General features: G+C 70.4%; 12 protein-coding genes. 5 read left to right on the top strand and 7 right to left on the bottom strand.

The annotated features are described in order from the left end of the window. Nucleotides 1–5: 5 nt before the first annotated feature. The 3 genes from GGR64_RS06975 to GGR64_RS06965 form a co-directional block, all read right to left on the bottom strand. Nucleotides 6–1412 carry an undecaprenyl-phosphate glucose phosphotransferase gene (locus GGR64_RS06975; protein WP_260302934.1) on the bottom strand — a complete coding sequence of 469 codons (1407 nt, stop codon included), beginning with the start codon at nucleotides 1410–1412 and terminating at the stop codon, nucleotides 6–8. A gap of 64 nt (nucleotides 1413–1476) precedes the next feature. Continuing rightward, nucleotides 1477–2619, bottom strand: coding sequence for a glycosyltransferase (locus tag GGR64_RS06970; RefSeq protein ID WP_184644783.1), 1143 nt, complete (start codon nucleotides 2617–2619; stop codon nucleotides 1477–1479). Nucleotides 2620–2638: 19 nt separating this feature from the next. After that, on the bottom strand, nucleotides 2639–3781 hold the full coding sequence (locus GGR64_RS06965; protein ID WP_184644781.1) for a glycosyltransferase family 1 protein: 1143 nt from the start codon (nucleotides 3779–3781) through the stop codon (nucleotides 2639–2641). Nucleotides 3782–4277: 496 nt separating this feature from the next. On the opposite strand from GGR64_RS06965, the gene GGR64_RS06960 reads away from it, so the two are divergent. From GGR64_RS06960 to GGR64_RS06950, 3 genes are read left to right on the top strand one after another with little or no spacing between them, the layout of a single operon-like run. Further along, nucleotides 4278–5576, top strand: a complete 1299-nt coding sequence (locus tag GGR64_RS06960) for a histidine kinase (protein WP_184644779.1) — start codon at nucleotides 4278–4280, stop codon at nucleotides 5574–5576. Further along, the gene (locus GGR64_RS06955; protein ID WP_160968192.1) at nucleotides 5569–6336 is read left to right on the top strand and encodes a LytTR family DNA-binding domain-containing protein; all 768 of its coding nucleotides are present in this window, start codon (nucleotides 5569–5571) and stop codon (nucleotides 6334–6336) included. Before GGR64_RS06960 ends, GGR64_RS06955 begins: the two co-directional genes overlap by 8 nt. Nucleotides 6337–6381: 45 nt before the next feature. After that, nucleotides 6382–6777: a hypothetical protein gene (locus tag GGR64_RS06950; RefSeq protein WP_184644777.1), complete on the top strand. Its 396-nt coding sequence runs from the start codon at nucleotides 6382–6384 to the stop codon at nucleotides 6775–6777. A 439-nt stretch (nucleotides 6778–7216) separates the two neighbouring features. Here the strand turns inward: GGR64_RS06950 and GGR64_RS06945 are convergent, their stop codons facing one another. Beyond that, nucleotides 7217–9334: a TonB-dependent siderophore receptor gene (locus GGR64_RS06945; protein WP_184644775.1), complete on the bottom strand. Its 2118-nt coding sequence runs from the start codon at nucleotides 9332–9334 to the stop codon at nucleotides 7217–7219. Between the two features lie 347 nt (nucleotides 9335–9681). After that, nucleotides 9682–10299: a hypothetical protein gene (locus GGR64_RS06940; RefSeq protein WP_184449412.1), complete on the bottom strand. Its 618-nt coding sequence runs from the start codon at nucleotides 10297–10299 to the stop codon at nucleotides 9682–9684. Between the two features lie 174 nt (nucleotides 10300–10473). Here GGR64_RS06940 and GGR64_RS06935 point away from each other — a divergent pair, with 174 nt between their 5' ends. Continuing rightward, nucleotides 10474–11400 (top strand): oxygenase MpaB family protein, encoded by a 927-nt coding sequence (locus GGR64_RS06935; RefSeq protein WP_184644773.1) that lies wholly within the window; start codon nucleotides 10474–10476, stop codon nucleotides 11398–11400. A 102-nt stretch (nucleotides 11401–11502) separates the two neighbouring features. Further along, nucleotides 11503–14478 (top strand): EAL domain-containing protein, encoded by a 2976-nt coding sequence (locus GGR64_RS06930; RefSeq protein WP_184644771.1) that lies wholly within the window; start codon nucleotides 11503–11505, stop codon nucleotides 14476–14478. Here GGR64_RS06930 and GGR64_RS06925 read toward each other — a convergent pair. After that, nucleotides 14468–15481, bottom strand: a complete 1014-nt coding sequence (locus GGR64_RS06925) for a Rieske 2Fe-2S domain-containing protein (protein WP_184644769.1) — start codon at nucleotides 15479–15481, stop codon at nucleotides 14468–14470. The two genes, GGR64_RS06930 and GGR64_RS06925, sit on opposite strands and share 11 nt — an antisense overlap. Nucleotides 15482–15524: 43 nt before the next feature. Beyond that, nucleotides 15525–16712: a GGDEF domain-containing protein gene (locus GGR64_RS06920; protein ID WP_184644767.1), complete on the bottom strand. Its 1188-nt coding sequence runs from the start codon at nucleotides 16710–16712 to the stop codon at nucleotides 15525–15527. Between the last annotated feature and the right edge of the window lie 57 nt (nucleotides 16713–16769).

The following is a 16769-nucleotide window of genomic DNA, read 5'->3' as shown; positions in this document are numbered from 1 at the left end:
TGCGGTCAATAAGCGTCGCGGTCGAACAGCACGATCACGCCGGTCTGCGCGATGATGCTCAGGTCCAGCCACAGCGACCAGTGCTGGATGTAGTACAGGTCGTAGTCGATGCGCTTGCGCATCTTCTCCACCGTGTCGGTCTCGCCGCGCAGCCCGTTCACCTGCGCCCAGCCGGTGATGCCGGGCTTGACCCGGTGGCGTTGCAGGTAGTTCGGCACCAGGTCCTGGTACTGCGCGTTGTGCGCCAGTGCATGCGGACGCGGTCCGACGATGGACATGCGCCCCTGCAGCACATTGAAGAACTGCGGCAGCTCGTCCAGGCTGGTGCGGCGCATGAAGGCGCCGAACCGGGTCACCCGCGGATCGCCGCGCTGGGTCTGCGGCGCGGCAGCGTCGGCGTCGTGCAGACGCATGCTGCGGAACTTCCACAATTCGAATGGTTGACCGTCCCAGCCGTGCCGCGTCTGCCGGAACAGCACCGGCCCCGGCCCGGACAACTTGACGCCCAGCGCCAGCGCCAGCAGCAGCGGGCTGCTCAGCAGCAGGATCAGCGCGGCCAGCAGTTTGTCGGTGACGTCCTTGATCCATTGCGCGGTGCGCGACAGTGGCCGCACCGACAGCTCCAGCAGCGGCATTCCCGCCACCTCGGCGATGCCGTGGTGAATCATGCCGAAGGCGAAAATGTCCGGGATCCAGCGCACGTCCACGCTGCTGGCGTCGAGGCGGCGCATGCTCTCGCGGATCAGCGCTTCCTCGCGCATGGGCCAGGTCAGCCACACTTCGGCAATGCCCTGCAGATCCAGCCATTGCGGCAATGCCGCAAGGTCGCCGTTGCGGATCATCGCCGGTGAAGGCACCCATTGCAGTCCGGACCATGGCCCCTGGCTGATCCGCGCGCCGACCTGTTCGACCCGCTCCGGCGGACCCAGCACCGCGATTCGACGTGTGCCGATGCCATGTCGGTGCAGCCAGCGCAGCAGACGATCCGCGGCCAGGCGCACCCCGATCAGGCCGAATGCGCCGATCACCGCCCAGTACAGAAACCACAAGCGCGAGAAACTGGGGCCGGTCTTGCTCAGGAAACTCAGCGACGCGAGCACGCCCAGCACCACGCCCCAGCCGAGCAGCAACCGGCCCAGCATCATCGTCGGCAGCGCCAGGCGCCAGCTGCGGTACAGCGCCAATTGCGAGAACACCAGCAGCGTCAGCGCGGCGCCAGCCAGCAGCGCATACGGATAACGTGGCGCCTCGGGCAGGTTCGCCTGGCCCACGCGCACGGCATAGGCCAGCAGGCCGCTACCGATCACCACCGCCGCATCGGCCACCTTCAGCAGCGTCGCCGCCAGCGCCATCGCATCGCCGACCATGCCCGCTGCCGCCGTCCGCGGCAGTGGCCTGCCCAGCAGTCTCATGCGCGTTCGCTCCGCGCGCTGCGCGACTGCATTGCCTTGTTTCCGTGCGTCCCCAAGCTGCTCCTCATCCCCATTCCCTGTCTTCTGCCCCGCGCGCCCCGCAGACACTGCGGTAAAGTGCCAGATAGGCGTCGGTCATGCCGTCGGCGGTGAACAACCGCCGGTATCGCGCTTCCGCGTGCCCCCCGAAGGCCGCGGCGATGTGTGGATGGTCCCATAGATAGCGCATCGCGTCGCGCAAGGCCACCGGATCGGCCGGCGGCACCACCAGACCGGTTTCGCCATCGATGTTGACGAAGCTGGTACCGGTGCCGATCTCGCAGGAAATCATCGGCTTGGCATGCATCGCCGCTTCCAGCAGGGAAAGGCCGAAGGCTTCGGAACGCAGATGCGACGGGAACACCAGCGCGTCGCAGGCGGCGAGCAGGGCGTGCTTGTCGGCCTCGTCCACCGTGCCGAGGAACTGCACGTGGGGCAGGCCCTGCGCCTGCGCCTGCGCGCGCAAGGCGGACGCTTCCGGGCCATCGCCGACGATCGCGATCGGGATCTGCAGCCCGTGTGCGGCCTCCAGCAGAAAGCGCACGCCCTTGTAGTAGCGCAGCACCCCGACGAACAGCAGGAAGCGCGGACCCAGGCGAGTGCGCCAGGCCTGCATCCGCTGCGTCGATGCCGCGTGTTGCGGCGCGGCATCCAGACCGATGGGAATGACGCTGACCTTGGCGCGGTGTTCCGCCAGGACCGCGCTGCTGGCCAGGTAGTTCGGCGAAGTCGCGACGATGCGGTCGACGCTGCGCAGAAAGCGCCGCTGCAGCGGTCGGTACAGGCGCAACAGCTGCCGTTGCCGCACGATGTCCGAATGGTAGGTGAGCACCGAGGGGGTGCCCGCCGAGGCGGCGAAGTGCAGCGCGTCCATGAACGGCCACGGGAAGTGGTAATGGATCAGGTCGGCGCGGCGCGCCAGTTGCGCGTAGCGCCGCACCAGGCCGAGCGAGACCGGCATCGAAGCGAACTCGGCGATGCGGCGCAGCCGATGCAGCGTGTAGCCGGCATGGAGGCGGGTGCCGGCCTGCGCGGCATCATCGCAAAGCGCCAGGACCTCACTGTCGATCCCGCGTGCCTGCGCCTGCTGCGCCAGCGTATGCACCACCCGCTCGATCCCGCCGATGGAGTCGGGCAGGGCGGTCTTGTAGACATGCAGGACGCGCATCAGCCCGGGGCTCCGTGATTCATGCGCGCATCGCGTCGCGGTAGGCGTCGACAGTGCGCTCGGCGCACGTACGCCAGTCGAACTCGGCAGCACGACGGCGCCCGGCCGCGCTCAGCGTCGCGCGCCAGGCCGCATCGTCCAGGCCGCGCGCGAGCAAGCCGACCAGACCGTCCGCATCGCCGGGATCGAACAGTGCGGCCGCGTCGCCGGCGACCTCGGGCAGCGCCGCCGCATTGGAACACAGCACCGGTGTGCCGCTGCCCATCGCCTCCAGCACCGGCAGGCCGAATCCCTCGTAGAGCGACGGGAACACGAACAGCCGCGCACCGGCGACCAGCGCCGGCAGGCTGGCCTCCTCCACGTAACCCAGGTAGCGCAGCCAGCCGTCGCGTTGCGCCTGCGCCATGCGCTGGTGCAGCGCCTCGCTGTGCCAGCCCGGATGGCCGGCCACCACCAGCGGCCAGCGCGTGCGCAGCGCCGCCGGCAGCGCGGCATAGGCCTGCAGTAGCGTCTGCAGGTTCTTGCGCGGCTCGATCGTCCCCAGGAACAGCGTATAGCCATCGGCCTGCAGGCCCAGCGCCTGCAGCGGCGCCTGCAACTCCTCGGTGCGATGCGGGCGGAAGGCCGCGTTGCCGGCCAGCGGGATGGCGCGGATGCGCGCCAGCGGCCAGTCGAACTGCGCGGCGATCTCGCGTCGCGAAAATTCCGAGACGGTCAGGATCAGTTGCGCGCGGCGCAGGGACAGCGCGAGTTCCTTGCGCATGTAGCGTACCCGGTCGGCACGATGGCACTCGGCCCATCGATAGATCGAGACGTCGTGGAAGGTGGCAACGCAGGGGCCGTCGAACGCCGGCAGGTAGTAGTTGCAGCCATGGAACAGGGCCGGCGCCTGTCCGCGCAGCGCGCGCGCCTTGGCTGCATTGTTTATCCGCCGGTAGATGTCGACGGCCGGCTGGATGCCCGACAGTCGGTCGCGCAGCCACGGCACGAGCGTCGGTGCCGGGCCCGGCGCCGGCAGGTCGTTGCGCAGGCGCCGGCCGTGCAGGAAGCGCAGCGAATCGATCTGTGGCAAGGACGCCAACTGCGTGGCCAGTTCCTGCGTGTAGCGGCCGACGCCGGTCAGCGGATACCGGATCGATTCCGTCGCCAGGATTACGTGCATCGTGACCACGGTCGCGCGCCACGCACAGCGGGGCTGGCGACGCAGTGCCGATCCGGCGCGCGCGGGGCGACCGGGCCGGGCGCGACTGCCGCCGGCGCTCCGCGTTGGGCGAGCGTCGTCATGGCGCGGCGTGGGACGTGCTGCTGGCGCATCCTGGTTTCCCCTGGTCGGACATAGAGTCTAGAACGAAGCTGCGCCGCCGAGGCGGTGAGCGATCCTGGCAGGCGATGCGCGCCGGTCTGGCCGACCATACGAGCCGCTGCCGCTCAGGAGGCCTGTGCGTCGCGCGGGCGATGGTCGCTTCGAGCCCCGACGCCGTCCATCGCGGATCGCCATCCCGGCAGTGCGCGGGCAGCGGCTGCAGCGCCGGACGGGCAGCGGTTGGCACGCCGAATTCCTGTCTCCGCTCCGCGTTCGTGCGGTTTCGTCGCAGCGCGCTGGCGCCGCCGGCTGCGGCGGCTATGCTCGCTGGCACCTCTTCCGGTCCCCGGCCGCCATGCTCGCCAGCCTGTTCTTCATCGTCCGTCTGTTGTGCGCCTGGGCCGTGGCGGTGGTCGTCGCCGGCTTCGTCTGGAGCGGACTGTTCTACGCCATGTCCAGACCGCCGGGCTGGTTCTTCGGCCTGGTGGCGATGCTGCTGATGCTGTCGGCGCTGATCGCCGGCATCACCCACCTGCGCCGGGTCTGGCTGATCGCCGGGCGCCTGGACTGGGAGACCCTGGCCAGCCGCCAGCGACGCCAGATCGAGATTCCGCTGGACACCCGCGAGGCGTTCGCGCTGCTGGATGCGGCGGTGCGCGAGCTGCCGCGGGTGGAGGAGGTCGAAAGCACGCTGGACAGCCTGCAGGTGCGCGCCAAGGTGCGCCGCATCGATCCGTACAACGGCCGCCGGCCGTCGCGCTGGAACCTGGTCGCGCGCTTCGCGGTCAAGCGCAACCAGGTGCTGGCGACGGTGACCCCGGGCACCGGCACCAGCAGCCTGACCTTGCTGCTGGAGCCCGATGCCAGCGCCTGGATCGACCTGTTCGCCGTCGACGAAGGCAGCAACTACGAGAACGCCGAGGCCTTGGGCCGCGCGCTGACGCGGCGCGTGGCCGAGCTGCGCCGCGACGAGCAGGCTGCCGCCGCGCAGGCCGCCACCGCGCAGGAGCTGACCGTGGCGCGGCTGAATCTGCTGCACGCGCAGGTCGAGCCGCATTTCCTCTACAACACCCTAGCCAGTGCGCAGGTGCTGGCGCGCACCGACCCGCCGCGCGCCGACCTGATGCTGGGCTATCTCATCCAATATCTGCGACGCTCGCTGCCCAGCGCCGAGGACGCGATGAGTTCGCTCGGCGACGAGCTGGAGCGGACCCAGGCCTATCTGGAGATCCTGCGCATCCGCATGGGTGCACGCCTGCAACTGCAGGTACAGGTGCCGGAGACGATGAAGACGCTGCCGCTGCCGTCGATGATGTTGCAGACGCTGGTGGAGAACGCGATCAAGCATGGCCTGGAACCCAAGCCCGGCGGCGGCACCATCTGGATCCTGGCGCGCGTGGTCGACGACCACGTCACCCTGACCGTGGCCGACGACGGCCTGGGCTTCAACACCCAGTCCAGCGGCACCGGCATCGGCCTGAAGAACCTGCGTGAGCGGCTGCGCCTGACCTACGCCGGCGCGGCGAGCTTCGCCATCGTCTCCAACTTCCCCAGCGGCGTGGCCGCCACCATCACCCTGCCGTGGCCGGTTGGGGCGCCGCCACCGCCATTGCCGGTGCCGGCGCCGATGGCCATGGGAGCGCAGCATGACTGATGCGATCGTCGCCGAGGACGAAACCCTGCTGCGCGACGCGCTGGTCGCGCTGCTGGGCGAGGTGTGGCCGCAGCTGCGCATCGTCGCCGAGTGCGAGGACGGCGCCAGTGCGCTGGAGCGGCTGGCGGAGTTGCGCCCGCAGGTGGCATTCCTGGACATCCGCATGCCCGGGCTGAGCGGCATCGAGGTGGCGCGCGCGCTGGGGGAACTGAGTCCACACACGCAGGTGGTGTTCGTCACCGCCTACGACCAGTACGCCATCGATGCGTTCGAACACGGCGCGGTGGACTACCTGCTCAAGCCGATCGTGCGCGAACGCCTGCAGGCCACGGTGCAGCGGCTGCAGGCGCGGGCGGCGCAGGGGCCGGATCCGGCGGTGCTCGATGCGCTGTTGCAGCGCCTGCAGCAGCGCCCAGTCGCCCCATCGGCGCCGCCACCGCTGGCCTGGGTCACCGCCAGCAGCGGCCGCGAGACGCGGCTGATCCTGCTCGACGACGTGTTGTATTTCCAGGCCGACAGCAAGTACACCACGGTGCTCACCCGCGATGGCGAAGCGGTGCTGCGCACTTCCCTGCGCGAGTTGCTGGACGTGCTCGATCCGGCCGCGTTCCGACAGATCCACCGCTCCACCATCGTCAACCTCAAGGCGGTGGCCTCGGTGGTGCGCGACGACACCGGCAAGGGCCGGCTGAAGCTGCGCCACCGCGACGAGGTCCTGACCGTCAGCCAGCCGTACATGAGCCTGTTCCGCGGCATGTAGCCGCGGCATCACCTTCCGCTTCGCACTGGAACAAGGAATCTCCGCATGCGCTTGCTCTCCTTGCTGTGGTCGTGCCTGCTCGGCCTGTTCGGCTGCCACGGACATGCCGATCTCGACCTGTCCGTCGGCGCCAGCCGCGAGACGGTGGTGCAGGCCAGCGAACGCGGCGTGCCGCTGCTGTTCAGTCGGACCACCTACCGCGGCGGCCTGGCCACGTTCCGCTGCATCGACAGCCACAGCGGACGCTGCCACTACCAGGTCTACGCCGCCTGCACGACATCGCAGGCGGCAAGCGGCGGCGACGGTGCTGCCTGCAGTCCGCGCGTGTTGCAGGCCTTTGATCTGACGGTCGGCCAGCGCCGCGAGATCGCCGGGCTGCCGCGCGATTTCCGGCAATGCGTGGTGTCGGATGCCGCGGCGTCGGCGTGCGGGCGCGATTGAGGAGCGATGGCGTGTGGCTGGCCGACATGATCTGCCGCGGCATCTGGCGATGTCCGGATGATCGCGGCTGTTGTGGGAGGGGCTTCAGTCCCGACGGCGGGTGCAAAGCGGCTGCCGGATGACGTCATGCGTCGCGCCTGAAGGGCGCCTCTGACAACGACGCGAGCCCTCCTGTAGGAGCGGCTTTAGCCGCGACGGGCTTTCCCGGGAAAGCCCGTCGCGGCTAAAGCCGCTCCTACGAAGGTGACACGACATGTTCGCTTGAGTCGCGACAAAGTGCGTTATTGCAGGTGCCCTGCAGTCGCTCCCACAGGAGGCTGCTCCGTCCCTTTCGGCAGGACGGCATGGCGGCGCGGGGATGATGCGTCGACGGCGCGGTCACGCGCCGCAGGCCGCGCTTGCGACCACGCATGCGCGGCGGGGAAGCGACGCCGTCTGCTCAGTAATCTACGCCCACCGAGAACAGCAGCGTGCGCGGGTCGCCCAGGGCCACGGCGCGCTGTAGGCCGCCGGTGTAGTAGTCGCGGTCGAAGGCGTTCTTCAGGTTCAATGCGTAACGCCAATGGCCCTGGCGGTAGCCCAGGCCGGCGTCGAACACCAGGTAGCCGGGAATCCGGTGGCCGTAGGCGGTCTTCTCGCCTTCGGCACGCGCGCCGCCGCTGACGCTCCAGCCGTCGGCCGCGCCGTGGGCGCTGTACTGCAGCCACAGCGAACCGCTGTGCCGCGGCACGTTGCTCAGACGATCGCCCACGCTGCTGACGCGTTGGCCGCCATCGTCGGTGACCACCGCATCGGTGTAGGCGTAACCGCCGAACAGGCTCAGCCCGTTGCCCAGGTCGGCGGCGGCGTTGAGTTCCAGGCCGCGGCTGCGCTGTTCTCCCACGGCGATGCTGTAGCCGTCGTTGAACGGATCGGCCTGCAGCACGTTGCGCCGGCGCAGGTCGTACAGCGCCATGCTCAGGCTGGTGCCGCTGCCCACCTCCATCTTGACGCCCAGTTCCACCTGGCGGCCGCGCTCGGGGTCGAACTGCGCGCCCTGCGCGTCGGTACCGACGTTGGGATAGAACGAGGTGGCGACGCTGGCATACGGGCGCAGGCCGCCGCCGGCGTCGAACATCAGTGCTGCCGAGCCGGTGGTCGCGCTGGCGTCGTTGCGCACGTCGCTGCCGGCCAGGTGGTCCTCGCTGCGGTTGCGGCTGCGGTCGTGGCGCAAGCCCAGCAGCAACTGCCAGTCGGACGCGAACTGGATGCGGTCGCGCAGGTACAGGCCGCCGGAGGCGACCACGCTGAGATTGTCGCGGTTGGGCCGGGCCGGGCAGATCACGGCGCTGCCGTAGACCGGCGCGTACACGTCGAGAGTGCCGACGCGGCAGGTCGACTGCACGTTCCACTCCCAGGTCTTGAACGCGTCCAGGCCGGCGGTGACGGTGTGCTGCCAGGTGCCGGTGGCGAAGCCGCCCTGCAGGTAGGTGTCCTGCACCCAGGTGCGCCCGTCGAACTGTTGCTGGGTGGCGGTGCGACGCAGGGTACGCAGGTCGGCGGCCAGGCCGTTGTTGGCGATCAGGAAGCCGTCCAGGCCGAAACTCTGCCAGCGCGCGGCGTGGTGCAGGGTCCAGCCGTTGTCGAAGCGGTGATCGAGCACGTAGCCGATCCGGCTCTGGTGGCTGTGGTACGGCCGCTGCCCGGGTTCGCCGGTGAACAGCGCGCGGTCGATCCTGCCATTGCGGTTGGGTTCGGCGCTGCCTTCCCAGGGCAGGCCCTGCTGGCGGATGTAGTCGCGTTCCTGGTAGCTGGTCAGCAGCACGAAGTCGGTGCGCGGGCCCAGGTCCAGCGACAACGACGGCGCGATCCAGCGGCTGCGGAAGTACACGTGGTCGGTCGGGTCGTCGCTGTTCATCGCCAGCGCATTGAGGCGCAAGGCCGCCTTGCCGTCGGCCGACAGCGGCTGGTTGAAATCGACGCTGCCCTGGCGCAGGCCATCGCTGCCCACGCTCAGGTCGACCCGCCGCATCGGGTCGGCGCCGGGGCGCTTGCTGATCAGGTTGACCAGGCCGCCCGGCAGCACCTGCCCATACAGCAGCGAGGCCGGGCCCTTCAGTACCTCCACCTGCTGCACGCCGAACAGTTGCTCGGCCACGCGGTTGTTGGCGGCGGTGCGCAGGCCGTCGACGAACAGCGCGTCGGAGGCGGTCTGGCCGCGGATGATCAGGTCGTCCCAGCCGCGCCGGCCGTAGGTGTTGGCGACCACGCCGGAGACGTTGTGCAGCGCGTCGGACAGGCTCAGTGCCTGCTGGCTGTCCAGCAGCGCACGCGGCACCACGGTGATCGAGAACGGCGTCTGCGCCAGCGGCGCGTCGGACTTGTCGGCCTGCACCGGTCCGGTGGCGTGGAAGCCGCTCTGGGCGTCGGCGCGCACCTGCACCGTGGGCAGGGCGGTCGCCTGTGCGGCATCGGCGCTGCTGTCGGCGGCCGTGGCGGTATCGGCGGTGGCGGCGTGCGCAGGCAGGGACAGCGCCATGCCCAGCAGGCAGGCGCAGGAGAGGGGGTGCAGTGGCATCGAGACCGTGGGGGCGAAAGTTCTAATCGAGAATGATTATATTTCGCGAAATGGGCGTTGGGAATGCCCATGGCCGGCGCGTGCGTTGCAGCGGCCGTGACGGGTGCACGGCGGGGAGTCGGGTGGGAGGTCGGCTGGACCGGCAGGCTCCGGCCAAATGGCCAGGCATCGTGGTTGCGCTGCCAGCGTGTCCAAGCTGCAGCGCCGAACTCGACGAGCACCCTGCAGGCGCGTGCGTGGATGCCGACCGATCATGCGTGCATGGCGGCCGCGCTGCGGTCGCGTGTGGCGCCAGGCCGACGACGCGCCGTCGTGCAGACGGCGCGCCTTGTGCGTGTGCGGCAGCCTCAGCCGGCGACGCGGAACACGCCGGGCTGGCCGCCGGGCGGCGTGCCTTCGAACTGGATCAGCGAGGCGACCAGTTCGGCATGCAGGCGGATGCGGCCCATCTCGCGCATGATCCGGATGTCCTCGTGGCGCAGCTCGCGGTTGGCCACCACCTCGCGCTTGTAGGCGAGGATCTCCGGGTACTTGCGCGCCATGTTCAGCGCGTCGGCCACGCATTCCACGGTGTCGGCATCGGCGGACAGCGGCTCGCGGCTGTTGAACGCGGTGAGCCAGCGCTCGAAGCCGGCGGTGCGATCGAACATGTTGGCGATGAACCAGATCACGAACAGGATCGCCACCCACGAGGTGACCACGATGACGATGCGCGAGAAGGTCAGGTGGTAGTCGTGCTGCCACAACTGCGCGGTGATCACCCCGAGCAGGATCAGCGAGATCGCCTGCCAGCCGATGATCGAGGCGACCAGCCATTGCTGCTTGGCCTTGGCCAGCAAGGCCACCTCTTCGCGGATCTGCGATTCGCTCTTGTGCTGCCAGTGCGCGACCTGTTCGGGAAACGAGCGCTGGTGCAGCGCGTTGTCCTCGAGCAGCAATCCCAAGCCTTTGAACAAAGCGAGCATGACGGGCTCCTTGCAGATGCGGTGACGGATGCGGAACGTCGACGGGCTATCTTGAGGCAGCTTCTTTCTAGCACAGCGGCCGCAAAGTGCATGCTGCGGTCGCACATGCGGCGCGGCCGGTGCGCGCCATACGCCATCGCACGGCGCTCGCGCCATCTCCGCTAGCATCGGCGTATGCCTTCGTTGTTACGCACCCTCTCCGCCCCGGCCACCACCCAGATTCGCCGCTGGGTGTTGGGCGCGTTCCCGCGCGAGCGCGATGCCATCGATTACGACCAGCCGCTCGGCGACATCGGCCTGTTCGGTCCGGACAGCGTCACCTGGCGCATCCATGCCGAATTTCCCGGCATGCTGGCCGGCGGGCTGTGTGCGCTGTTGTTGCAGACCCTGCATCCGCTGGCGTTGGCCGGGGTCTACGACCATTCCAACTTTCGCGAGGACCTGGTCGGGCGCCTGCGTCGCACCACGCAATTCGTCGCCGCCACCAGCTATGCGCCCACCGACGCGGCGCAGCGCCAGATCGCCCGGGTTCGCGCGATCCACACGCGGGTGCGCGGCCACACGCCCGACGGGCGCGCCTATGCCGCCGACGACCCGGCGTTGCTGACCTGGGTGCACGTGACCGAAGCCTACGGCTTTCTGCAGGGCTACCGCCGCTACTGCCGTGCGGTACCGGCGGCGATCGCCGACCGCTACTACGACGAGGGACGGCGCGTCGCCGAGGCGCTGGGCGCGCGCGCCGTGCCGGCCAGCGAGGCCGCGGTGTTGGACTATTTCGAACGGCAGCGGCCGCAGTTGCGGGTGGACGCGCGCTCGCGCGAGGTGCTGGCGGTGCTGGCGGGCCTGCGCCTGCCGGTGCCGGCGCCGGGGTTGTCGCGCGAATTGTTCCTGGGCGCCGGCGCGGCGCTGCTGCCGCCGTGGGCCAGCGCCATGCTGCGGCAGGCGCGGCTGCAGCGTACCGGCCCTGCGGTGCCGGCCTGGCTGCTGCAGCAGGTGGCGCCGCTGTTCCGGGTCGCGCTGCACGACGGCATTGCCGCGCGTGCCTGCCGGCGCGTCGGTTTGACCACGCAGCAACTGGCGCAGTGGCCCGTGATGGACTGAACCGTTTATCTGCGTCGCTGAACGCAGTATCGCATCACGTACGGTCAAGAACGCCGGTGCCAGGCCGCTGTAACCAGCACCTACGCACCGTTGCAATTCTCGATGCCGCAGCACCCGCTCGCCGACAGGAAGCGCGACCGTCGCTTCCGGCACCGCCTGCGGCGCGTCACGCGCGCGCCGTCGCGGGCGATCGCGACCTGGGGCCTGGTGCTGGCGGTGGTGCTGGCGGCCGGCCTGGTGCTGGTCCTGGCGCAGGACCGCCACAATCGCCTGGCCGCGGCGCAGCGGCAGAGCCTGGCGCTGGCCACCGGCGCCGACCGCTTGCTGCAGTTGCAACTGGACAATCTCGGCCAGGCCCTGCACGGCGAAGGCCTGAGTGCGCAGGCGCTGCTGGCGGAGACGCCGCGACGCGCGCCAGAACTGATCGCCGCCTCGCTGCAGGGCCTGCTGACGCGGCACCCGGAACTGCACGACGTGTCCTTGCTGGATGCGCAGGGGCGACGCTGCTTCGGCGGTGCCGGCGATGCGCACCTGCGTGCGTGGATGCAGCGTGCGCGCTGTGGCGGCCGGGTCTGCGTGAGTCCGCCGCTGCGGCTGGCCGACGGCGAGGCGGTGGTGCGGGTGGCTGTGCCCTGGGGCACGGACGGTTGGGTCGAGGCGCAATGGCGGGTGGCCGCGCTGCAGCGCATCGTGCAGGGCACCGACAGCGGGCGCGACGGCATCGTCGCCCTGACCGACGCGCAGGGTGCGCTGCTGGGCGCCAGCCGCCCGCTCGCGGCCGGCCAGTCCCGCCTGCCGATCGCGCTGGCGCAGCCGATGCCGCACGGCGGCGCGCTGGGCGTGCGCCGCGATGTCTTCGACGGCACGCCACGGGTCCTGGCGCTGAGCGGTGGCGGCGCGTATCCGTTGCTGGCGGTGGCCGGCGTGGGGCTGCGCGAGACGCTGTCCGGCTGGTGGGGGTTCGCCGCGGTGGCGGCGCTGGTGTATGTGCTGTACCTGCTTGGCCTGGCCTATCTGCTCGGCAGCCTACGCCGCGCCGAGCGTCGCCAGCGCCATCTGCTGCAGCGCCTGCGCCGCGGCGACGAGGACCTGCGCCTGGCCCACGGCATGGGCGGCATCGGCACCTGGCGCATCGACATCGCCGAGCGCGTGCTGCGCCTGTCCGAGCCGACCGGCGCGATGTTCGGCCTGCAGCGCATGCAGCTGCCGATCGAGGCGTTTCTGGAGCGGATCCACGACGAGGATCGCGCGCGAGTGACGCAGCTCTACGAGGACGCCGCGCGGGGACGGGCGGACTACAACACCGTCTACCGTATGCATCTGCCCGATGGGCGCCTGCGCTGGCTGGCCGCGCGCGGCGCGCTGGTGCGCACCCGCAAGGGCCTGTGCATGACCGGTGCGGTACAGGACGTCAGCGACCGGGTGGCGGCGCAGGCGCGCCTGCTCGACGCCGAGCGCCAGTTCCGGCTGGTGTTCGACCGCAATCCGCTGCCGTACTGGGTGTTCGCGGTGGACAGCCTGCGCTTCCTGGAAGTGAACCAGGCCGCGGTGCGCCAGTACGGCTACAGCCGCGCCGAATTCCTGGCGATGGATCTGCGCGATCTGCGTCCGGCCGAGGACGTCGAACGCTTGCTGCAGGACGTGCGCAAACCGCGCGAAGGCTTCGCCGCGCCGAGCGTGTGGACCCACCGGCGCAAGGACGGCAGCCTGCTGTCGGTGTGCGTCCACAGTGCCGACCTGGAGTTCAGCGGCGTGCCGGCGCGCTTGATCCTGGCCGAGGACGTCACCGAGCGCGTGGCCCACGAACGCGAGCTGGCCTACCTGGCGCGCCACGACTTCAGCACCGGCCTGCTCAAGCCGCACGCCCTGGCCGATGCCCTGCGTGCGCAACGCGGCGGCTATGCCATCGCCTACGTGCAGGTGCGCGGCCTGGCCCTGATCGGCGATACCCTGGGCCGCGCCGCCGGCGATGCGGTGCGCAGCACGGTGGCCGGTCGCATCCGCGCGCTCGGCGAGCGCTTCGGCCTGAGCGCGCATCAGCCGGCGCAGGACTTCGTGCTGGCGATCCTGGACCCATATGCGCTGCCACAGGCCTTGCAGGCGCTGCAGGAGGCGCTGTACGCGCCGGTGCAGGGCGGTGAGTTCGCCCAGCAGCTGCAGGCGCACATCGGCGTGGCGCTGTGTCCGGACGATGCCGCCGACGCTCACGAGGCGATCGGCAGCGCCGCGCAGGCCGCGCACGCGGCACAGGCCGAGGGCCGCAGCCTGGTGCGCTTCGACCCGGCCATCGCGGCGCGGACCGCCGAACGCCTGCGCCTGGCCGGACGTCTCCAGCAGGCGATCGAGCGCCAGGAATTCGAGCTGTATTTCCAGCCGATCATGCACGCCGGCAGCAGCGCCCCGCGCGAACTCGAGGCCCTGGTCCGCTGGCCGCAGGCCGACGGCAGCTTCATCGCCCCGGATGCGTTCATCCAGTTGTGCGAGGACACCGGGTTGATCCTGCCGCTGGGGCGCTGGGTGATGCGCGCGGCGGCGCGCGCGCGTCGCGACCTGGTCGACCACGGATGGCCGGACCTGCCGGTGGCGGTGAACGTGTCGGCGCTGCAGTTCTTCGATGGCGATTTGGTCGCCGACCTGGTGCAGGCCTGTGCCGAGGCCGGGCTGGCCGCCAACGGCCTGCAGCTGGAACTGACCGAGAGCAGCCTGATGCGGCAGCCGCAGCAGGCCGGCGACGTGCTGCGGCAACTGCGCGCGCTGGGCGTGCGCGTGGCCCTGGACGATGTCGGCACCGGTTTCTCCAGCATGGCGCATCTGCGCGACCTGCCGCTGGACACGCTGAAGATCGACCGCAGCTTCGTCGCCGAGGTGGACCGCGACCCGCGCAACGCCTCGATCTGCCAGGCGCTGCTGACCCTGGGCCATTGCCTGGGGCTGGACGTGGTCGCCGAGGGCGTGGAAACCGAGGCGCAGTTGCGCTGGCTGCGCGCGCACGGCTGCGGCGGCGTGCAGGGCTATCTGCTCGGGCGTCCGGCCCCGCTGGCGGACGTGCTGCAGCGGCTCGGCGCGGTCACAGCATGATCTCCACGTCGTGACCGCTGCCGGGCGTCGGTAGCGCGTCGCCTTGCCAGTAACGGCGTAGCGGTTCGCGCACCAGGTCCAGCGCGGTGGAGGCGCCGCGCGCGCCCGGGTAGCGCTGCAGGTTGCGCGACTGCAGCGCGAGCATGCGCCGGTCCTGTTCGCCGACCCGGTGCAGCAGCGGCCACACCAGCAGGCGCACCGCCCACGCCGGCGCCCAGCGGCCTTCCACGTGCAGGCTGGCGAAGACGTCGGTGCTGCGTTCGCCGAGCGGGGTGAAGTGCAGGCTGATCCGCACGCGGCCGCCGCGCGCGTAGCGATACTCGATCTGCGCGCTGCCGGGGGCGGCGAAATGCGCGCGTTCCAGGATCCGCGGCGATTCGAACAGCCGGTACAGCCAGCCGCTCTGCGCCGCGGCGCCGCGGTAGTCCACGTGGAAGCCTTCCTCGGTATGGCGCAGTTCCGCGCGCATCGCGGTGCGCGCGCCGCCACGTCGCACCAGCCCCGGATGCAGCAGGTGGGTGTGCAGCGGGTCCAGGAAGTTCTCCAGCGCATCGACCACGTGCGCGTCCCAGCGCGTACGCCACAGGAAGCGCCGCGCCGACGGCTGCAGCGCCTGCACCAGTTGCGACGGCGCGTCCGCGCCCTCGGGATCGGGACGCAGCCAGATCAACCCGTCGTGCTCGCGCGCGGCGAAGGCGCGTACCCGCACCGCCGGCGGCACCTGCCCGGGCGGCAACCCGGGGATCTCGCGCAGGGCGCCGGCGCGGTCGAAGCGCCAGCCGTGATACGGGCAGGACAGGCCATCGCCGGTGGCGCAGCCGGCCGACAGCGGCGCGTGCCGGTGCGGACAACGGTCTTCCAGCGCCAGCAGGCTGCCGTCGGCGCAGCGCGCGATCGCCGCGTGCCGGTCCATCACCGACACGGCCAGCGGCCGCCGTCGCAACGCCGCGGCGGGCGCGACGGCGAACCATTGCCGGTACAGGGACGGATGCCAGCCGCTCATGCCGCGCGCAGCGCCCGCAGTGTGTGTGGTTCGCCGCTGGCGATCATGCGACGGTGGTGCCGGCGATCTGGTTGCGGCCGGCACGCTTGGCGGCGTACAGCGCCTGGTCGGCCGCCAGCACCAGGGTCTGCCAGGGCGCCTGCGCGCCTGCCGACCGGCAATAGCCGATGCTCACCGTGCATGCCAGTGGCGCATCCGGCGCCGGACCGATCTGCTGCTGTTCCACCCGGCGACGCAGGCGCTCGGCGAGATTGCGTACCGCGGCTTCGTCGCCATGCGGGACCAGCACCATGAATTCTTCGCCGCCGATGCGCGCCAGCAGATCGGGCGCGCGGATGTGCTGCGACAGGGTCTGCGCGATGGCGATCAGGACCTGGTCGCCGACGGCATGGCCGAAGCGGTCGTTGATCGCCTTGAAGTGGTCCACGTCGATCATCAGCACGGCGATCGCGCCCTGCTTGCGCGCCGCATCGCAGGTCGCCGCTTCGCCGCGCTCCCACATCACCCGGCGGTTGGTTACCCCGGTGAGTGGATCCTGCGAGGCATGCCGGACCAGTTCCGCGTTCATTTCGCGGGTCAGCATCCACAGGAACCCAGGGGTGATGCTGGCCGTCAGCACGATGCGCGCCAGCAAGCCGAAATTCGTGGTCGGGTCTTGGCCGAGACCGACGTCGGGATGGACGGCCCACCATGCGATCCGCAGCCCGATCATCCCGGCCCACAGGAAGTGGAAGACGGCAGTGAAGCGCGCCGCGGTGCGCACCATGCTGTGGGCATGGCGCCACAACGCCACCGCCGTGGCCACGGTCAGGATGCCGCGCAACAGGCCGCCGAAGATCACCATGATCCGGTGATCGTAGCCGGCGTAATGCAGGCTGTAGAGTTCCAGCGCGCAGAGCATCGCGACCGGCAGCAGCAGCGTCCACTGCAGCAGCGGGCGTTGCAGGTAGGCGTTCACCGCCACCAGCGTCAATACAGTCGCCACGTCCAGGGTGACGTTGCCGGCCGGCGCGATCCAGACGGCCGTGAAATGCCAGGCCGGCGCCAGCAGGATGCCGAAACCCAGGGCGAAGACGGCGTAGCTCAGCGCCAGCAGCAACAGGCTGCGCGCATGCCGTTCCTTGCGGCCGGTGACGTACAGCGCCAGGAACATCGCCGAGGACACCGCCGCGAGCAACGCGTTGACGATCAGCAAGGTGCCGGCATGGGCCAGGTGCGCAATCCATTCCACAGATGTCCCGGGCCGCAGCGGCGATGGGGTGTTGCAGGTGCAGCAAAGTATAAGGCA

This window comes from Xanthomonas sp. 3307 (assembly GCF_014199735.1).
Classification (GTDB): Bacteria; Pseudomonadota; Gammaproteobacteria; order Xanthomonadales; family Xanthomonadaceae; genus Xanthomonas_A; species Xanthomonas_A rydalmerensis.
Note: the sequence above shows the minus strand (reverse complement) of the source record. Positions and strands in the feature narration are given on the sequence as shown.